The sequence below is a fragment of the Cupriavidus sp. PET2-C1 genome (genome assembly GCF_054515855.1).
The window spans coordinates 2,787,461-2,802,318 of record NZ_CM137259.1 but is presented as its reverse complement, the minus strand read 5'-3'; the positions used below and the strand labels follow the sequence as shown (position 1 = coordinate 2,802,318).

Annotated in this window: 14 protein-coding genes; 12 read left to right on the top strand and 2 right to left on the bottom strand. The window is 67.0% G+C overall.

The features are described from left to right. Positions 1 to 16 precede the first annotated feature (16 nt). Together ACX12D_RS12645 and ACX12D_RS12640 are read left to right on the top strand one after the other, a co-directional pair. Positions 17 to 1,252: a YbfB/YjiJ family MFS transporter gene (locus tag ACX12D_RS12645; protein ID WP_459371379.1), complete on the top strand. Its 1,236-nt coding sequence runs from the start codon at positions 17 to 19 to the stop codon at positions 1,250 to 1,252. Between the two features lie 92 nt (positions 1,253 to 1,344). Continuing rightward, a complete protein-coding gene (locus ACX12D_RS12640) occupies positions 1,345 to 2,466 on the top strand; it encodes an NADH:flavin oxidoreductase/NADH oxidase (protein WP_459371378.1) in 1,122 nt (373 codons plus the stop codon). An 81-nt stretch (positions 2,467 to 2,547) separates the two neighbouring features. On the opposite strand, the gene ACX12D_RS12635 is transcribed toward ACX12D_RS12640, so the two are convergent. Both ACX12D_RS12635 and ACX12D_RS12630 read right to left on the bottom strand, forming a co-directional pair. Continuing rightward, the gene (locus ACX12D_RS12635; protein WP_459371377.1) at positions 2,548 to 3,528 is read right to left on the bottom strand and encodes a Bug family tripartite tricarboxylate transporter substrate binding protein; all 981 of its coding nucleotides are present in this window, start codon (positions 3,526 to 3,528) and stop codon (positions 2,548 to 2,550) included. Positions 3,529 to 3,616: 88 nt separating this feature from the next. Further along, positions 3,617 to 4,714, bottom strand: coding sequence for a porin (locus ACX12D_RS12630; protein ID WP_459371375.1), 1,098 nt, complete (start codon positions 4,712 to 4,714; stop codon positions 3,617 to 3,619). A gap of 504 nt (positions 4,715 to 5,218) precedes the next feature. Here ACX12D_RS12630 and ACX12D_RS12625 point away from each other — a divergent pair. The 10 genes from ACX12D_RS12625 (at position 5,219) to ACX12D_RS12580 (ending at position 14,847) form a co-directional block, all read left to right on the top strand. Beyond that, a complete protein-coding gene (locus tag ACX12D_RS12625; protein WP_459371374.1) occupies positions 5,219 to 6,106 on the top strand; it encodes an alpha/beta fold hydrolase in 888 nt (295 codons plus the stop codon). Between the two features lie 226 nt (positions 6,107 to 6,332). Next, a complete protein-coding gene (locus ACX12D_RS12620; RefSeq protein WP_459371373.1) occupies positions 6,333 to 6,638 on the top strand; it encodes a recombinase-like helix-turn-helix domain-containing protein in 306 nt (101 codons plus the stop codon). A 111-nt stretch (positions 6,639 to 6,749) separates the two neighbouring features. Continuing rightward, positions 6,750 to 7,805 (top strand): Rieske 2Fe-2S domain-containing protein, encoded by a 1,056-nt coding sequence (locus tag ACX12D_RS12615; protein WP_459371372.1) that lies wholly within the window; start codon positions 6,750 to 6,752, stop codon positions 7,803 to 7,805. Next, positions 7,798 to 8,568, top strand: a complete 771-nt coding sequence (locus ACX12D_RS12610) for an SDR family oxidoreductase (RefSeq protein WP_459371371.1) — start codon at positions 7,798 to 7,800, stop codon at positions 8,566 to 8,568. The genes ACX12D_RS12615 and ACX12D_RS12610 overlap by 8 nt, the downstream gene beginning before the upstream one ends. A gap of 16 nt (positions 8,569 to 8,584) precedes the next feature. Continuing rightward, on the top strand, positions 8,585 to 9,121 hold the full coding sequence (locus tag ACX12D_RS12605; RefSeq protein WP_006157660.1) for a cupin domain-containing protein: 537 nt from the start codon (positions 8,585 to 8,587) through the stop codon (positions 9,119 to 9,121). 59 nt (positions 9,122 to 9,180) lie between these two features. Beyond that, positions 9,181 to 10,011 (top strand): IclR family transcriptional regulator, encoded by an 831-nt coding sequence (locus ACX12D_RS12600; RefSeq protein WP_459371370.1) that lies wholly within the window; start codon positions 9,181 to 9,183, stop codon positions 10,009 to 10,011. A 5-nt stretch (positions 10,012 to 10,016) separates the two neighbouring features. Then, positions 10,017 to 10,820, top strand: a complete 804-nt coding sequence (locus ACX12D_RS12595) for an SDR family oxidoreductase (protein WP_459371368.1) — start codon at positions 10,017 to 10,019, stop codon at positions 10,818 to 10,820. Continuing rightward, positions 10,813 to 12,534: a thiamine pyrophosphate-binding protein gene (locus ACX12D_RS12590; protein WP_459371367.1), complete on the top strand. Its 1,722-nt coding sequence runs from the start codon at positions 10,813 to 10,815 to the stop codon at positions 12,532 to 12,534. The genes ACX12D_RS12595 and ACX12D_RS12590 overlap by 8 nt, the downstream gene beginning before the upstream one ends. Positions 12,535 to 12,546: 12 nt before the next feature. Continuing rightward, complete coding sequence (locus ACX12D_RS12585; protein ID WP_459371366.1) at positions 12,547 to 13,353, top strand: aspartate dehydrogenase; 807 nt, start codon at positions 12,547 to 12,549, stop codon at positions 13,351 to 13,353. Positions 13,354 to 13,374: 21 nt separating this feature from the next. Next, a complete protein-coding gene (locus tag ACX12D_RS12580) occupies positions 13,375 to 14,847 on the top strand; it encodes an aldehyde dehydrogenase (RefSeq protein ID WP_441636973.1) in 1,473 nt (490 codons plus the stop codon). Positions 14,848 to 14,858: the final 11 nt, after the last annotated feature.

Below are 14,858 nucleotides of genomic sequence, written 5' to 3'. Positions count from 1 at the left end.
TCCGCAGGAATCCATCATGTCCGAGCACACAGCCACCGTCCCCGGTCCCGCGGCATCGACACTCGATGCCCGCGCGTTGTTCGCCACACTGGCCGGGTTGTGCGCCAGCCTGGTGGCCATCGGCCTGGCGCGCTTCGCCTATACGCCGCTGATTCCGCCGCTGATCCAGGCGCACTGGTTCACGTCGTCGCAGGCGGTGACGCTGGGCGCGGCAAACTTCGCAGGCTACCTGGCCGGCGCGCTGCTGGGCCGTCCGATCGCCACGGCGCTGTCGAACCGCAATGCGCTGCGTGCGCTGATGGTGATCGCCACCGCCGCGTTCTTTGCCTGCGCGTATCCGTTGTCGGTGAGCTGGTTCTTTGTCTGGCGCTTTGCTTCCGGCGTGTCCGGCGGCGCCATCATGGTGCTGGTCGCCACCACGATCCTGCCGCATATCCCGGCCGCCCGGCGCGGCTTTGCCAGCGGCATGATCTTCCTGGGGCTCGGGCTGGGCATCGCCGCCTCGGGCACCATCATTCCGGAGTTGCTGCGCCTGGGTTTGAAGGACACCTGGATCGGCCTGGGCGTGTTCGCGGCCATCCTCACCGCCGTGAGCTGGTTCGGTTGGCCGGGCGCCGCACCGGCGGCACCGGTGGCACCGGCGGCCAGCGTGAGCGCAAGGCCGGCTCGGCGCGAGGGCACAGCCATGCGCGTGTTGTACGGGCAATACGCCGCGAACGCGCTGGGCCTTGTGCCGGCCATGGTGCTGCTGGTCGACTACGTGGCGCGCGGGCTTGGCCAAGGCGCGGAGATCGGCGCCGGCTACTGGGTCTTGTATGGTGTCGCTGCCATCGCCGGCCCTCTGGTGTGCGGCAACGTGGCCGACCGCATAGGCTTTGGCCCGGCCTATCGCCTTGCGTTGCTGTCGCAGGCGATTGCCGTGGGCACGCTCGCATTGTCGGGCAGCCCGGTGCTGGTCGGCGTTGCCACCGTGGTCCTGGGCCTGTTCACGCCCGGCATCGTGCCGCTCGTGCTTGGGCGCATCCACGAGATGGTGCCGCACGACCATGCCGAGCAGCGCGCCGCGTGGAGCCGCGCCACCACCGCCTTCGCGCTGTTCCAGGCGCTTGGCGGCTACGGCTACTCGTACCTGTTCACGCTGTCCCGCAACAACTACGCGCTGATCTTCCTGTGCGGCGCCACGGCACTGGGCCTGGCGCTGGTCGCCGATCTCGTCACGCGGCGCGCGCCGCTCGCGGTGGCTGCGCACTGAAATGGCGCGGCAACGCAATCAAACCAGGCGTTCTAGAATGAAACGCCATGCATGCCGCAAGCCGGCGCCACAGACAGCAAGGAGTCTCCCCCATGAGTGAAAGTCAGTTGTTCCAACCCTTTTCGATTGGCAATCTACGGCTGGAAAACCGCATCGTGATCGCGCCCATGTGCCAGTACTCGGGCGAGGAGGGCTCGGCCGCCGACTGGCACATGATCCACCTCGGCCAGCTCGCGCTGTCGGGCGCTGCGATGCTGATCATCGAAGCCTCGGCTGTGTCGCCGGAGGGGCGCATCACGCCGGGGGATCTCGGCCTGTACTCGGATGCAAACGAGGCGGCGCTCGGCAAGGTCATCAAGGCTGCCAGGACCCATTCGCCGATCGCGCTGGCGATACAGCTGGCGCATGCCGGGCGCAAGGCATCGAGCCACGCACCCTGGGAAGGCGGCAGCCAGATCCGGCCGGACCAGCCGCTGGGCTGGAAGACACTGGCGCCATCCGCCGTGCCGCACGCCGAGGGCGAGGATGCGCCGCTGGCGCTCGACCGCGCGGGCATGGACAAGGTGCGGGATGATTTCGTTGCCGCGGCCAAGCGCGCGGCCCGCCTCGGGCTCGATGGCATCGAGCTCCACATGGCGCATGGCTACCTGCTGCATCAGTTCCTGTCGCCGCTGGCGAACAAGCGCGATGACGAATACGGCGGCAGCCTGGAGAACCGTATGCGGTTCCCGATCGAGGTGTTCGACGCAGTGCGCGCGGCATTTCCCGCGGACAAGCCGGTCTGGGCTCGCATCTCGGCCACCGACTGGGTGCCCGGCGGGTGGGATATCGATGGCACGATCGCGCTGTCGAACGCGCTCAAGGCACGCGGCTGCGCGGCCATCCATGTGACCACCGGCGGCGTTTCGCCGGCGCAGGCGATCAAGCTGGGGCCGGGCTATCAGGTGCCCTACGCGCAGCGGGTCAAGGCGGAGGTGGGCTTGCCGACCATCGCGGTGGGGCTCATCACCGAGCCCGAGCAGGCGGAAGCCATCATTGCCAACGGCGAAGCCGATGCGGTGTCGCTGGCGCGCGCCATGCTCTACGATCCGCGTTGGGCGTGGCATGCGGCGGCCAAGCTTGGCGCGCAGGTGCATGCGCCGAAGCAATACTGGCGCTCGCAGCCGCGCGAGTACAAGGACCTGTTCATCGATGCGAGTTTCGGGCAGCGCTAGGCTGCGCCGGAAAGCAAACGGCGTCCGGTTTCCGCGGGGAAACCGGACGCCGCCGCCTTGCACAGGCTCAGCGTCGATCCATCAATCGGCCTGGATGCCGAACTCCTTGACGATCCTGGCGTAGCGTGTCGAGTCCGACGCGATCAGCTTGCTCAGCGTAGCGGGCTCGCCACCGACCGGCGTGATGGCGATGGTTGCCATGCGTGCCACCACGTCAGGCATCTTCAGGATGTCGTTGACGTGCGTATTCAGCGTTTTCACCAGCTCCGGCGGCAGTCCCTTCGGTGCCAGCAGCGCTTGCCACGCGCCCACCTCCACATCCTTGTAGCCCAGCTCCGCGAGCGTCGGCACATTCGGCGCGAACGGCGAGCGCTTCATGTCCGCGACGGCCAGCGGCACGATGGCACCCGTCCCGATGTACTGCGTCACCGCGCCCAGCGTGGAGTACGTCATGGGCACTTGCCCGCCGAGCACGTCGACCACTGCCGGCGCGGAGCCGCGATACGGCACCTGCGCGATGTTCACGCCCGCGGCCTTGTTGAACAGCTCGCCAAGGATGTGCATGGGCGATCCGTTGCCGGGCGAGGCGTAGGTCCGCACCGTGCCCGCCTTGGCGCGCGCGACCAGCTCGGGCAGCTTGGTGATGCCCGTGCCTTTGTTGACCACCACGAACAGCGACTGCACGCCAAGCTGGGCCACCGGCGTGAAATCGCCACGCACGTCGTAGCTGGCGCCCGTGCCGTTCTTGAGCACCAGCGGCGCGATCGCAACGGTGTTGGGCGCGACCAGCAAGGTGTAGCCATCGGCGGCGGATTTGGCGACGTACGAACTGCCGATGGTGCCGGCCGCGCCGGTGCGGTTCTCGACCACCACGGACTGGCGCAGGCGCGCCGAGAGCTTTTCGGCGAGCAGGCGGGCCAGCACGTCGGTGTCGCCGCCGGCCGGGTAGGCAACGACCAGCGTGATCGGTTTGGTGGGGTAGGCCTGCGCCCCGGCGCCGCCTGCCATCATGGCAGTCGTGGCCGCGACGGCAGCAAACAGAATGCGAGTTGCGAGCTTCATGGGGAAACGCCTCTAGATTGACTTCGTGCTGGCATGCGGCGCGTTGCGCGCGCATGCCAGCCAGTGCCGCGCAGCGACGCGCCGGCGCTTAGAACGTGTGCTTGATGCCGATCATCGTGCCCAGCTGGTTGCCGCCGGGCCTCGGGTTGGAACCCGCCTGGGCGCCGCTGACCGACAGGGCGAGTTGGCCGCCGTTGTCGATGAAGCCAGCCGTGGCGTACACGGAGGTGCGTTTGGAGAAGGCGTAGGTGCCACGCAGCGCGTACAGCAGCGCCTTGTTGTCGCTGTTGTGGTACTTGAGGTAGTAGACCTGGCCGGCCAGCGTGAACGCCGGCGTGATGTCATAGGCCAGGCCCGCATACCAGAGGTCGCTGCGCGGCGTGGGGCTGCCGTCATTGTCGCGGCGGATCACGCCCAGGCCCATCTTGGTCTTGGACAGCAGCACGTAGCCATTGAGCGAGAGCCGGTTGTCCGTCAGGCTGCTCTTGGTCAGGCCGCCAAACGCGCCAGGCCCGCCACGCAGCGAGTCATAGGCCGCGGCCACGCCCCACCACTTGTTGTCGTACTGGAGCAGGGCCGACCATTCACGGCATTGCTTGCTGTCAGCCGCATTCTCGCCCGCGCAGTTGGTGCCGGCCGGGCTAGGGCCGGCGTTCACCGTGTCGCGGCCAAAGCTATAGGTGGCACCCACCGTGAAGCCGCCAAACGTGCCCTTGTAGGAAACAGCGTTGTCGGCGCGCGCGTTCGGCAGATAGCTGTCGAGCGAGCCCGAGCCGTACACGTTGGGGCCGAGGATGTCCGGGTCCAGCGTGGCCCAGAACAGCATGGTGTACTGGCGGCCCAGGGCGACCTGGCCCCAGGGGCCGGAGAGTCCCACCAAGGCCTGCCGGCCGAACAGGCGAGCGCCCTGGTTGGAGGTGCCGGAATCGGGGGCGAATCCGGATTCGAGCACAAACAGGCTCTTGAGCCCGCCGCCGAGATCCTCCGTGCCGCGGATGCCCCAGCGCGAAGGCACCGTGCCCGTCAGGGTGTTCACGCGGGCCACGTTGTCCTTCGCCGCGCCAACATTGTTCACATACTCGATGCCGGTATCGACGACGCCATACAGCGTCACCGTCGATTGGGCCGAGGCCAGCATGGGTACTGCGGCTGCAAGGGCAGCCAGTGCAATCCGTCCAGGTTTCATTGTTCGTTTCCTCTTCCTTTTCCTTTTGCTTTTCCGCCGTGTCGGTTGGTTGGCGTTGCAGCGCTTCGTCAGGCCATCGTCGAGCTGGGTCTATGCCTGCTGCCAGGAGCACTTTCCCGCTTTTTTGTTTTATAGGTAAAACATCAGATTACATAAGAAACAATGAGCAAAATATAGCTGGTCATTTCGGGAAACACATGGGTGGGTAATCCCTAGTGATGCACAGACGCGACGAGCGGCCTGCACCAGAACGGCGCTGTTGCGCACCATGCTGCGCAACAGCGAGGAGAGCGGGGGCGCAGCCGCCAAGCCGGGGAGCCGCTCCCGTATTGGTATGCAAGGCTGTGCAAGGCCGTCGCGCCAAAAAAGGGATTTGCGGGCGCTTCAACGCCGGCGGAGAGCCGCGCCTGATGAATTATTTTTGGAGGGGGTTAACCCGGATCAATTTCCGGATTCAGGCGGTCTATATTTCTTAAGTTTTATTTGCAAACTATGGTTTCATATATGGAACAAAATAATCCGGTGCAGCCTCTCCAGCCGGCGGAAGCGTTGCTCCGCGCACTCGATAGCGGCTTCAGCGAGCGGCGCATAGCCGCCGGCCGCGACGGCGCGCCGCTCGCTTACCGGTGCGGCGGCAGCCACGGGCCGGTGGTGGTGCTGCTGCATGGCATCAGTTCCGGCGCGGCCTCCTGGCTCTCGTGCGCAAGCCTGCTGGCGGCGCACGCGCGCGTGATTGCGTGGGACGCGCCCGGCTATGGCAATTCGCAGGCCCTGCCCATCGCGGCGCCCAAGGCTGCCGACTACGCGCTGCGCTTGCAGGACCTGATGCGCGCCCTGGATGTACGGCCCGATGTGATCGTGGGGCACTCGCTCGGCGCGCTGATGGCGGCCGCCTATGTGGCCGAGGCTAGCCCGGCGCTGCTGCCCGCGCAGTTGCTGCTGCTTAGCCCGGCGCAGGGATACGGCGGCCCCGGCAAGGAGGACAAGGCAAGGGACGTGGCGCGCCAGCGGCTCGAAGCGCTGGCGGCCGTGGGCGTGGAAGGCCTGGCCGAGCGGGGCCCCGGCCGCTTGCTGAGCGCCGCGGCCAGCGCCGATATGCAAGCCTGGGTGCGCTGGAATATGCGCCGGCTGGATCCGGACGGTTACCGGCAGGCGGTGGCGATGCTGTGCGGCGATGTCATTGACGACTACCTTGGCCGCCGGGGGCAGGGCATCAGTGTGCGGGTCGGCTGCGGCGCGCTGGACGTCGTGACGCCGCCGCCCGGGTGCGCGGCGCTGGCGGAGCGCTTTGCCCTGCCGTTCGAGCTGATCCCGGATGCCGGGCATGCCTGCTATGTGGAACAGGCCAGCCGGGTCGCGCGCTGGATTCGCCATGGGCTTGCCACGGCTTAGCCTTCCCCTTCCTCATCCTCTTCCTTCGTATCCCCCCGCCTCAGGCTGCCGCGCCGATGCCGTGCCACGTTCTCGTGGCATTGGTAACTCAAAAGGGTAAACCCCAGTCAATTTTTGAAGTTTCGTTGTCTATAGTGATGTCTGTGTTCAATATTTAAATCAGCGTTTTATAGGTGAAACAAAACGCTCGGTTAGCCGGTTGGCAATTAGGGAAAGGAGTAGCGCAATGGAAAACCTCGCATACAACCCGAATCTGGCGCCCTGGGAGCGTCCGGCTCCAAACAACGTCGCCGGCAAGGGCTACATCGAGCAGCCCGGCAAGGTGGCCAACATCGTGTGGCAGACCCGCGCCGCCATGCCCACCGCCTACGAAGACGCGCTGGGCGACGCGCTGGAGGCCGCCTTCGAAGCCGGTGCGAAAAGCCCGGAAGACATCGTGCGTTCGTTCAACCAGGCGGGATTGCTGGGCGCGGATGGCCAGGCCTGGACCAAAGCGCGTTTCCTCGCCGAAATGCGTCGCCTGGGCGCCTGAACGAGGCACCACGCAGTTCAAGAACATCAAAGCGATTGCGTCACGAAGGGCAGTGCAATCAGGCGCCCCTCGACAGAGCGATCCGATCCGGTACCCGCAAGAGAGCAAACAATGGAATCGAACAAGCAAGCGCGTGCTGAGGCGCGCCTGAACACCGGCCTGCACAACTATTGGTATCCGGTATCGGCCGCGTGGGCGGTCACGCATGCACCGGTCGGCATTACGCGCCTGGGCCAGAACATCGTGCTGTGGCGCGATGGCGAAGGCCAGGTGCACGCGCTGGAAGATCGCTGCCCGCACCGCGGCGCGCGCCTGTCGATGGGCTGGAACCTTGGCGACCGCGTGGCCTGCTGGTACCACGGTGTGGAAGTGGGCGGCGATGGCCAGGTCAAGAGCGTGCCGGCGGTGGACAGCTGCCCGCTCGAGGGCAAGACCTGCGTGCGCAGCTACCCCGTGCAGGAAAAGGCGGGCGCCATCTTCCTGTGGTTCGGTGAGCGCGCTCCCGGGCAAGCCGATGCGCTGCGCTTGCCGGAAGAACTGGAAAGCGACGAGCACACCAATTTCCTGTGCGTGGCGCACTGGGACTGCAACTACCGCTACGCCATCGACAACGTCATGGACCCGATGCACGGCGCCTACCTGCACGCGGTGTCGCACTCGATGGCCAGCGGCGAAAAGCAGGCTGTGATGGCCGTGCGCGAGACCGACACCGGCCTGGTGTTCGAGAAGACCGGCCAGCGCGGCGTGAACTTCGACTGGGTGGAATTCGGCGAAACCGGCACGATGTGGCTGCGCCTGGCCATTCCGTATCGCGCCAAGGTGGGCCCCGGCGGTCCCTTCGGCATCGTCGGCATCGCTACGCCGGTGGATGAGGAGCACTGCATGGTGTTCTTCTGGCGCACCCGTCACGTGCAGGGCTGGGAGCGCGATGTCTGGCGCTTCCTGTACCGCAACCGCCTGGAGGGCCTGCACTGGGACGTGCTGGAGCAAGACCGCGTGGTGCTGGAAATGATGGCGCCGAACGCGCGCGAGCATGAAACGCTGTACCAGCACGATGTCGGCATCACCCGCGTGCGCCGCCTGCTGCGCCGCCGTGCCGACCAGGAAGTCGCAGACGAGCCCGTTGCCATGTTGAAGCCGGTTGGCGGGGTGGCGAGCCATGCCTGAGATCGATCGCCATAACCTGCTGGCTGGCCGGCGCGTGCTGGTGACCGGCGCGGCGCGCGGGCTTGGCCTGGCCTTTGCCACCGCGATTGCCGAAGCCGGCGGCGCGGTCGCCATGGCCGACATCCTTGCGGACCGTTTGGTTGAGCAAGCCGCTGCGCTGCAGGCCCGCGGGCTGAAGGTGCTGCCGTTCGTGCTCGACCTGGGCGACCCCGAATCGGTGAGCGCCTGCGCCACCGCTGCCGCAGCCGGGCTCGGCGGCCTGGACGGGCTGGTCAACAACGCCGCGGTGACCGACTCCGGCGGCCGCGACGCCAGCGCCATCGACATCGCCACCTGGAACCGCGTGATGAACATCAACGTGCGCGGCACCTGGCTGATGACCACCGCCTGCCTGCCGGCGCTGCGCGCCTCGGGGCGCGGCGCCATCGTCAACCTGGCGTCCGACACGCCGCTGTGGGGCGCGCCCAACCTGCTGGCCTACGTGGCCAGCAAAAGCGCCATCATCGGCATGACCCGTTCGCTGGCGCGCGAGCTGGGCGACGACCAGATCACCGTCAATGCCATCGCACCGGGGCTGACCCTGGTGGAGGCAACCGAATACGTGCCCCAGAAGCGGCGCGACCTCTATCGCGAGCAACGCGCGATTTCCCGCGAGCAGTTACCCGAGGATGTCTCCGGGGCCGTGCTGTTCGCCCTTTCCGACCTGTCCCGCTTCGTGACGGGCCAGACGCTGGCCGTCAACGGCGGCTTCGTCATGCACTGAGCTAGAAGGAATCCAAATGAGCGATCTTTCCCAACAAGACAACATCAAGCGTTCCTGGGAGCAGCCGTCCGGCGCGTCCTTCGACCAGTGGATGGAGAGCCGCGTCGCGCGCTTCTCCACCCGCCGCTACGACTGGGACGCGCTGAAGTTCCAGGCTGACTACGACCCCAAGTACCGCCGTGCGCAGATGCGCTACCTCGGCACCGGCGGCACCGGCGTGGCCACCGACACCAATACCGTGCCGTCCGAGAATTTCACCTTCTCGACCATGATCATCCCGGCCGGCCACGAAGGCCCGTCGCACCTGCACACGGACGTGGAAGAAGTCTTCTTCGTCATGCGCGGCAAGATCAAGCTGATCCTGGAAAAGGACGGCGAGCGTTTCGAAACCATCCTGACCGACCGCGACCTGGTCTCGGTGCCCCCCGGTGTGTACCGCGAGGAAATCAACATCGGCGAGGAAGACGCGCTGATGTGCGTGATGCTCGGCGCCAAGAAGCCGATCACGCCGACGTACCCGCCCGAGCATCCGCTCACCAAGGTCAAGCGCTGAATTGCGCGCGGCCGGCGCGCCAATCCGGGTGCCGGCCCAGTTGAAACACAAGCCATCTCATGACTCAAGAACGCCTGTCGGAAGACATCCAGGACAAGTACATCGTGCCCGGGCTGGAACGGGGCCTGCGCCTGCTGGCCGAGTTCAGCCGCCGCGACCGCACCTTGTCGGCGGCCGAACTGGCGCGCCGGCTCAAGGTGCCTCGCTCCACGGTGTTCCGGCTGCTGGCCACGCTGGAGATGATGGGCTTTGTCGAACGCACCGACGGCGGCCGCGATTACCGCCTCGGCATGGCGGTGCTGCGCCTGGGCTTCGAGTACCTGGCTTCGCTGGAACTCACCGAGCTGGGACGCCCGCTGCTGGATCGCCTGCGCGACGATATCCATTACCCGTGCAACCTGGTGGTGCGTGACGGCCGCTCGATCGTCTATGTGGCCAAGTCGGTGGCGCCCACGCCGTTCAGCAGTTCTGTCACCGTGGGGACCCGCCTGCCGGCGCACGCCACCGTGCTCGGACGCGTGCTGCTCGAAGACCTGACGCTGGCCGAGTTGCGCCAGCTCTATCCGGAGCCGCAGCTGGAAGTGTTCACGCCCAGCACGCCGCGTACTGTCGAAGCCCTGTTCGAGATGGTGCAGCGCGACCGCGAGCGCGGCGTGGTGCTGCAGGAAGCGTTCTTTGAGGCCAGCATCTCGACCATCGCGGCACCGGTGCGGGATCGTACCTGCAAGGTGGTGGCGGCGCTGGGCGTGACCATCCCGGCCTCGCGCATCGATCCGGAGCAACTGGACATGATGGAAGAGAAAGTCAGAGACACCGCGGGCGAGCTGTCTCGCCTGCTGGACTACCGCCCGCGCGAGCACGGCAAGGTGGTCAACCTGTATCGGGAGTGAGGACGATGTCCATGATTGAACTCGACGGCAAGGTTGCCGTCGTCACGGGTGGATCCTCGGGCATCGGCCTGGCCACCGTCGAACAACTGCTGGAATCGCGCGCCGCCGTGGCGCTGTGCGGCCGCAACGAAGCGCGGCTGCGCGAGGCGGAAAGCCATCTGCGCGCACGCTTCCCCGATGCCCGCCTGTACGCCGCTGCCTGCGACGTGCTGGATCCCGCGCAGGTGGCCGCTTTTGCCGCCGCCAGCGAGGCCGCGCTCGGTCCGGCCGACATGCTGGTCAATAACGCAGGGCAGGGCCGCGTCTCCACGTTCGCGAACACCGAGGACGCGGCTTGGCTCGAAGAGCTGCAGCTCAAGTTCTTCTCGGTGATCCATGCCACGCGTGCGTTCCTTGCGCAGCTGGAGCGCTCGGACAGCGGTGCCATCGTCTGCGTGAACTCGCTGCTGGCCGTGCAACCCGAGCCGCATATGGTGGCAACGTCGGCGGCGCGTGCCGGCGTGCATAACCTGGTGCGCTCGCTGGCAACCGAGTTCGCCCCCAAGGGCATCCGCGTCAACGGCATCCTGCTCGGCCTGGTCGAGTCGGGCCAGTGGCGCCGCCGCTTCGACGCGCGCCCGCAAGCCGAGCGCGACCTCGACTGGGCCACGTGGACCGCGCGCCTGGCGCAGCAAAAACATATTCAACTTGGCCGTCTTGGCCTGCCGCAGGAAGCCGCCCGCGCGATCCTGTTCCTTGCCTCGCCGTTGTCTTCGTACACCACGGGCAGCCATATCGATATTTCCGGAGGACTTTCCCGTCATGCGTAACGAACAGCAACAAGTCACGGTGGGCTACGCCATCGCCGCCTTCCTCGAACAATGCGGCGTCAAGGCAGCGTTCGGCGTGATCTCGATCCACAACATGCCCATCCTCGACGCGATGGGCGAGCGCGGCAAGATCCGCTTCGTGCCCGCGCGCGGCGAAGCCGGCGGCACCAATATGGCCGACGCCTGCGCCCGCACCACCGGTGGCCTGGGCGTGTGCCTGACCAGCACCGGCACTGCCGCGGGCAACGCCGCCGGCGCCATGGTCGAAGCACTGACCGCCGGCACGCCGCTGCTGCACCTGACCGGCCAGATCGAAACGCCGTACCTGGACCAGAGCCTGGCCTACATCCATGAGGCGCCGGACCAGCTGACCATGCTGAAGGCCATCTCCAAGGCCGCGTTCCGCATCCGCAGCGCCGATACCGCGCTGAGCACCATCAAGCTCGCCGTGCAAACCGCGCTGACCGCGCCGAGCGGCCCCGTCAGCGTGGAAATCCCCATCGACATCCAGGCCGCGCTGATCCCGATGCCGACCGACCTGCGTCCGCTGGCGGTTCCCACCCACGTGCCTTCGGCCCATGCGCTGGACGAACTCGCCGAACGCCTGTCCAAGGCAAAGCGCCCGCTGCTGTGGCTGGGTGGCGGCGCACGCCACGCCGGCGCGCAGGTCAAGCGTCTGCTGGCGCTGGGCTTTGGTGTTGTCACCAGCACGCAAGGCCGCGGCATCGTGGCCGAAGACGATCCTCGCTCGCTGGGTGCCTTCAACCTGCACAAGCCAGTCGAGCAGTTCTATCAAACCTGCGACGCCATGCTGGTGGTGGGCTCGCGCTTGCGCGGCAATGAAACGCTGAAGTACGAACTGAAGCTGCCGCGCCCGCTGTTCCGCGTGGACGCCGATGCATCCGCCGAAGGCCGCTGCTATCAGAGCGACTACTTTGCCAGCGGCGATGCAGCCCTCGCACTCGAAGGCCTGGCCGACCGCCTGGAAGGCAAGCTGAAGGTCGATCCGGATTTCGCCGCCGACCTGCGCGCCGCGCATGAGACCGCCACAAACGGCCTGATCGACGGCCTGGGCCCGTACTCGGCACTGGTGGAAGCGCTGCAGGGCGCGGTAGGCCGCAACTTCAACTGGGTGCGCGACGTGACCGTCTCCAACAGCACCTGGGGCAATCGCCAGCTGCACATTTTTGACTCCCGTGCCGGCGTGCATGCGCTGGGCGGCGGCATCGGCCAGGGCCTGGCGATGGGCATCGGCGCCGCCGTGGGCGCGGCAGTGACGGCTTCCGGCAAGAAGACGTTCTGCCTGGCCGGCGACGGCGGCTTCATCCTGAACCTGGGTGAACTGGCTACCGCCGTGCAGGAACGCGCCGACGTGGTCTTCGTGCTGATGAACGACAAGGGCTACGGCGTGATCAAGAACATCCAGGACGCGCAGTACGGCGGACGGCGCCACTACGTGGATCTGCATACGCCGGACTACGCGCAACTGTCGCAATCGCTGGCCCTGCGCCATCGCCGCGTCAGCAACCTGGCCGACGTGGGTGTGGCACTGGAAGAAGCCACCATCGAACCCGGCCCGTTCCTGCTCGAGATCGACATGCTGTCCATCGGCACCTTCAAGACCGCGTTCGCAGGCCCGCCGGTCAACAAGGAAGCCGACGAGCAGGCTGAGAAGACCGCACGCGCGGCCGAACGCAGCACTGTGACCGCCTGAGGGAGACGCAACATGCTGCACGTGTCGATGGTGGGATGCGGAGCGATCGGGCGCGGTGTGCTCGAGCTGCTCAAGAGCGATCCGGACGTGGTCTTCGACGTGGTGGTGGTGCCCGAGGCCCAGATGGACCAGGCGCGCCACGATGTCTCGGCGCTGGCGCCGCACGCACGGGTTGCCACCTGCCTGAGCCAGGCGGACGGACGGCCTGACCTGCTGGTGGAGTGCGCTGGCCACCATGCGCTGGAAGAGCACATCGTGCCGGCGCTGGAGCGCGGCATCGCCTGCATGGTGGTGTCGGTGGGCGCGCTCTCCGAGCCGGGCCTGGCCGAGCGGCTGGAAGCCGCGGCACGGCGTGGCGGCACGCAGGTGCAGCTGCTCTCCGGCGCAATCGGCGCCATCGACGCACTGGCGGCAGCGCGCGTGGGTGGGCTGGACTCGGTGGTCTACACCGGGCGCAAGCCGCCCGGCGCATGGAAGGACACGCCGGCCGAGGCGCTGTTCGACCTCGACGCGCTGACCGAATCCACGGTGATCTTCGAAGGCACCGCCCGCGAAGCGGCGCGGCTCTACCCGAAGAACGCCAACGTGGCAGCCACGCTGTCGATGGCCGGCCTCGGGCTGGACCACACGCAGGTCAAGCTGCTGGCGGATCCGGGCGTGAATGAAAACGTGCACCACGTGGAAGCGCGCGGCGCCTTCGGTGGGTTCGAGCTGACCATGCGCGGCAAGCCGCTGGAGGCGAACCCCAAGACTTCGGCGCTGACGGTGTTCAGCGTGGTGCGTGCGCTGGGCAACCGTGCCCACGCCATGTCGATTTAAGCAGGCAGCAAGGCAATCATCATGAAGCAAGAGATTCTCCCCATCTGTATCGCAGGCCAGTGGCGCCTGGGCGGCGGCGAGCGCTACGCAACACGCTACCCGGCCACCGGCGAGGTCGTCGCGGAGCTGAACGCGGCCAGCCTGGACGACGTGGAAGAGGCCGTGCAGGGCGCGCATCGCGCGTTCCTCACCAGCGGCTGGGCGCAACGCAAGCCGCACGAGCGTGCAGCCGTGCTGCATCGGGTGGCCGACCTGATCCGCGCGCGCGCCGAGCCGCTGGCCCAGCGCCAGCGCCTGGACAATGGCAAGCCCATCAGCGAGACGCGCGCGCTGGTGGCCAGCGCCGCCGGCACGTTCCAGTTCTTCGCGGCGGCCTGCGAAACCCTGGAGGAGACGCTCACGCCCGCGCGTGGTGATTTCCTCACCATGAGCGTGCACGAAGCCATGGGCGTGGTGGCGGCGATCACGCCGTGGAATTCGCCCATCGCCAGCGAGGCACAGAAGCTGGCGCCCGCGCTGGCCGCCGGCAACGCGGTGGTGATCAAGCCCGCCGAGATCACGCCGCTGATGGCGCTGGAACTCGCCGCCATCTGCGAGGAAGCCGGCGTGCCCAAGGGCCTAGTCAGCGTGCTGCCGGGCAAGGGCTCGGTGATCGGTGACGCCATTACCAAGCACCCGCTGGTGCGCCGCGTGTCCTTCACCGGTGGCACCACCACGGGACGCCATATCGCCCACATCGCCGCCGACAAGATGATGCCGGTGTCGCTGGAGCTGGGCGGCAAGTCGCCCACCATGGTGTTCGAGGATGCGGACCTGGACCACGCCGTCAACGGCGTGCTGTACGGCATCTTCAGTTCCTCGGGCGAATCGTGCATCGCGGGCTCGCGCCTGTTCGTGGCACGTTCCTTGTATGAGCCTTTCATGGACCGCCTGGCCGAGGGCGCGGCGCGCCTGCGCGTAGGCGATCCGGCCGACGAGGGCACCCAGATGGGGCCGCTGATCAGCGACCGCCACCGCGACTCGATCGAATCGTATGTGGCGCTTGGCGTATCCGAAGGCGGCCAACTGCGCACGGGTGGCATCCGCCCCACGGTGGCGGGCTGCGAGAACGGCTACTTCTACACGCCGACCATCATCGAGGGGCTGGATAACAGCGCCCGCGTCTGCCAGGAGGAAATCTTCGGGCCGGTGCTGGTGGCGATGGCCTTCGACGACGAGGACGATCTGATCGCACAAGCCAACGACAGCGTGTACGCGCTGGCGGCCGGCGTGTGGACGCGCGACTACAAGCGTGCATGGCGCTTTGCGCGCGCGGTCCAGGCGGGCAACGTGTGGATCAATACGTACAAGCAGTTCTCGATCTCGACGCCGTTCGGCGGCTGGCGCGACAGCGGGCTGGGGCGCGAGAAGGGACGACTGGGGATCCTGCAGTACATGGAACAAAAGAGCGTGTATTGGGGCATGCATGAACAACCGCTGCCGTGGGCTAACTAAGTGAGCGCGAC

Excerpts from the sequence above, each read along its gene's own strand:
- ACX12D_RS12630 (WP_459371375.1), bottom strand. The coding sequence starts at position 4,714 with ATGAAACCTGGACGGATTGCACTGGCTGCCCTTGCAGCCGCAGTACCC.
- ACX12D_RS12645 (WP_459371379.1), top strand. The coding sequence starts at position 17 with ATGTCCGAGCACACAGCCACCGTCCCCGGTCCCGCGGCATCGACACTC.
- ACX12D_RS12615 (WP_459371372.1), top strand. The coding sequence starts at position 6,750 with ATGGAATCGAACAAGCAAGCGCGTGCTGAGGCGCGCCTGAACACCGGC.
- ACX12D_RS12635 (WP_459371377.1), bottom strand. The coding sequence starts at position 3,528 with ATGAAGCTCGCAACTCGCATTCTGTTTGCTGCCGTCGCGGCCACGACT.
- ACX12D_RS12640 (WP_459371378.1), top strand. The coding sequence starts at position 1,345 with ATGAGTGAAAGTCAGTTGTTCCAACCCTTTTCGATTGGCAATCTACGG.
- ACX12D_RS12595 (WP_459371368.1), top strand. The coding sequence starts at position 10,017 with ATGTCCATGATTGAACTCGACGGCAAGGTTGCCGTCGTCACGGGTGGA.
- ACX12D_RS12620 (WP_459371373.1), top strand. The coding sequence starts at position 6,333 with ATGGAAAACCTCGCATACAACCCGAATCTGGCGCCCTGGGAGCGTCCG.
- ACX12D_RS12605 (WP_006157660.1), top strand. The coding sequence starts at position 8,585 with ATGAGCGATCTTTCCCAACAAGACAACATCAAGCGTTCCTGGGAGCAG.
- ACX12D_RS12580 (WP_441636973.1), top strand. The coding sequence starts at position 13,375 with ATGAAGCAAGAGATTCTCCCCATCTGTATCGCAGGCCAGTGGCGCCTG.
- ACX12D_RS12625 (WP_459371374.1), top strand. The coding sequence starts at position 5,219 with ATGGAACAAAATAATCCGGTGCAGCCTCTCCAGCCGGCGGAAGCGTTG.
- ACX12D_RS12600 (WP_459371370.1), top strand. The coding sequence starts at position 9,181 with ATGACTCAAGAACGCCTGTCGGAAGACATCCAGGACAAGTACATCGTG.
- ACX12D_RS12585 (WP_459371366.1), top strand. The coding sequence starts at position 12,547 with ATGCTGCACGTGTCGATGGTGGGATGCGGAGCGATCGGGCGCGGTGTG.
- ACX12D_RS12590 (WP_459371367.1), top strand. The coding sequence starts at position 10,813 with ATGCGTAACGAACAGCAACAAGTCACGGTGGGCTACGCCATCGCCGCC.
- ACX12D_RS12610 (WP_459371371.1), top strand. The coding sequence starts at position 7,798 with ATGCCTGAGATCGATCGCCATAACCTGCTGGCTGGCCGGCGCGTGCTG.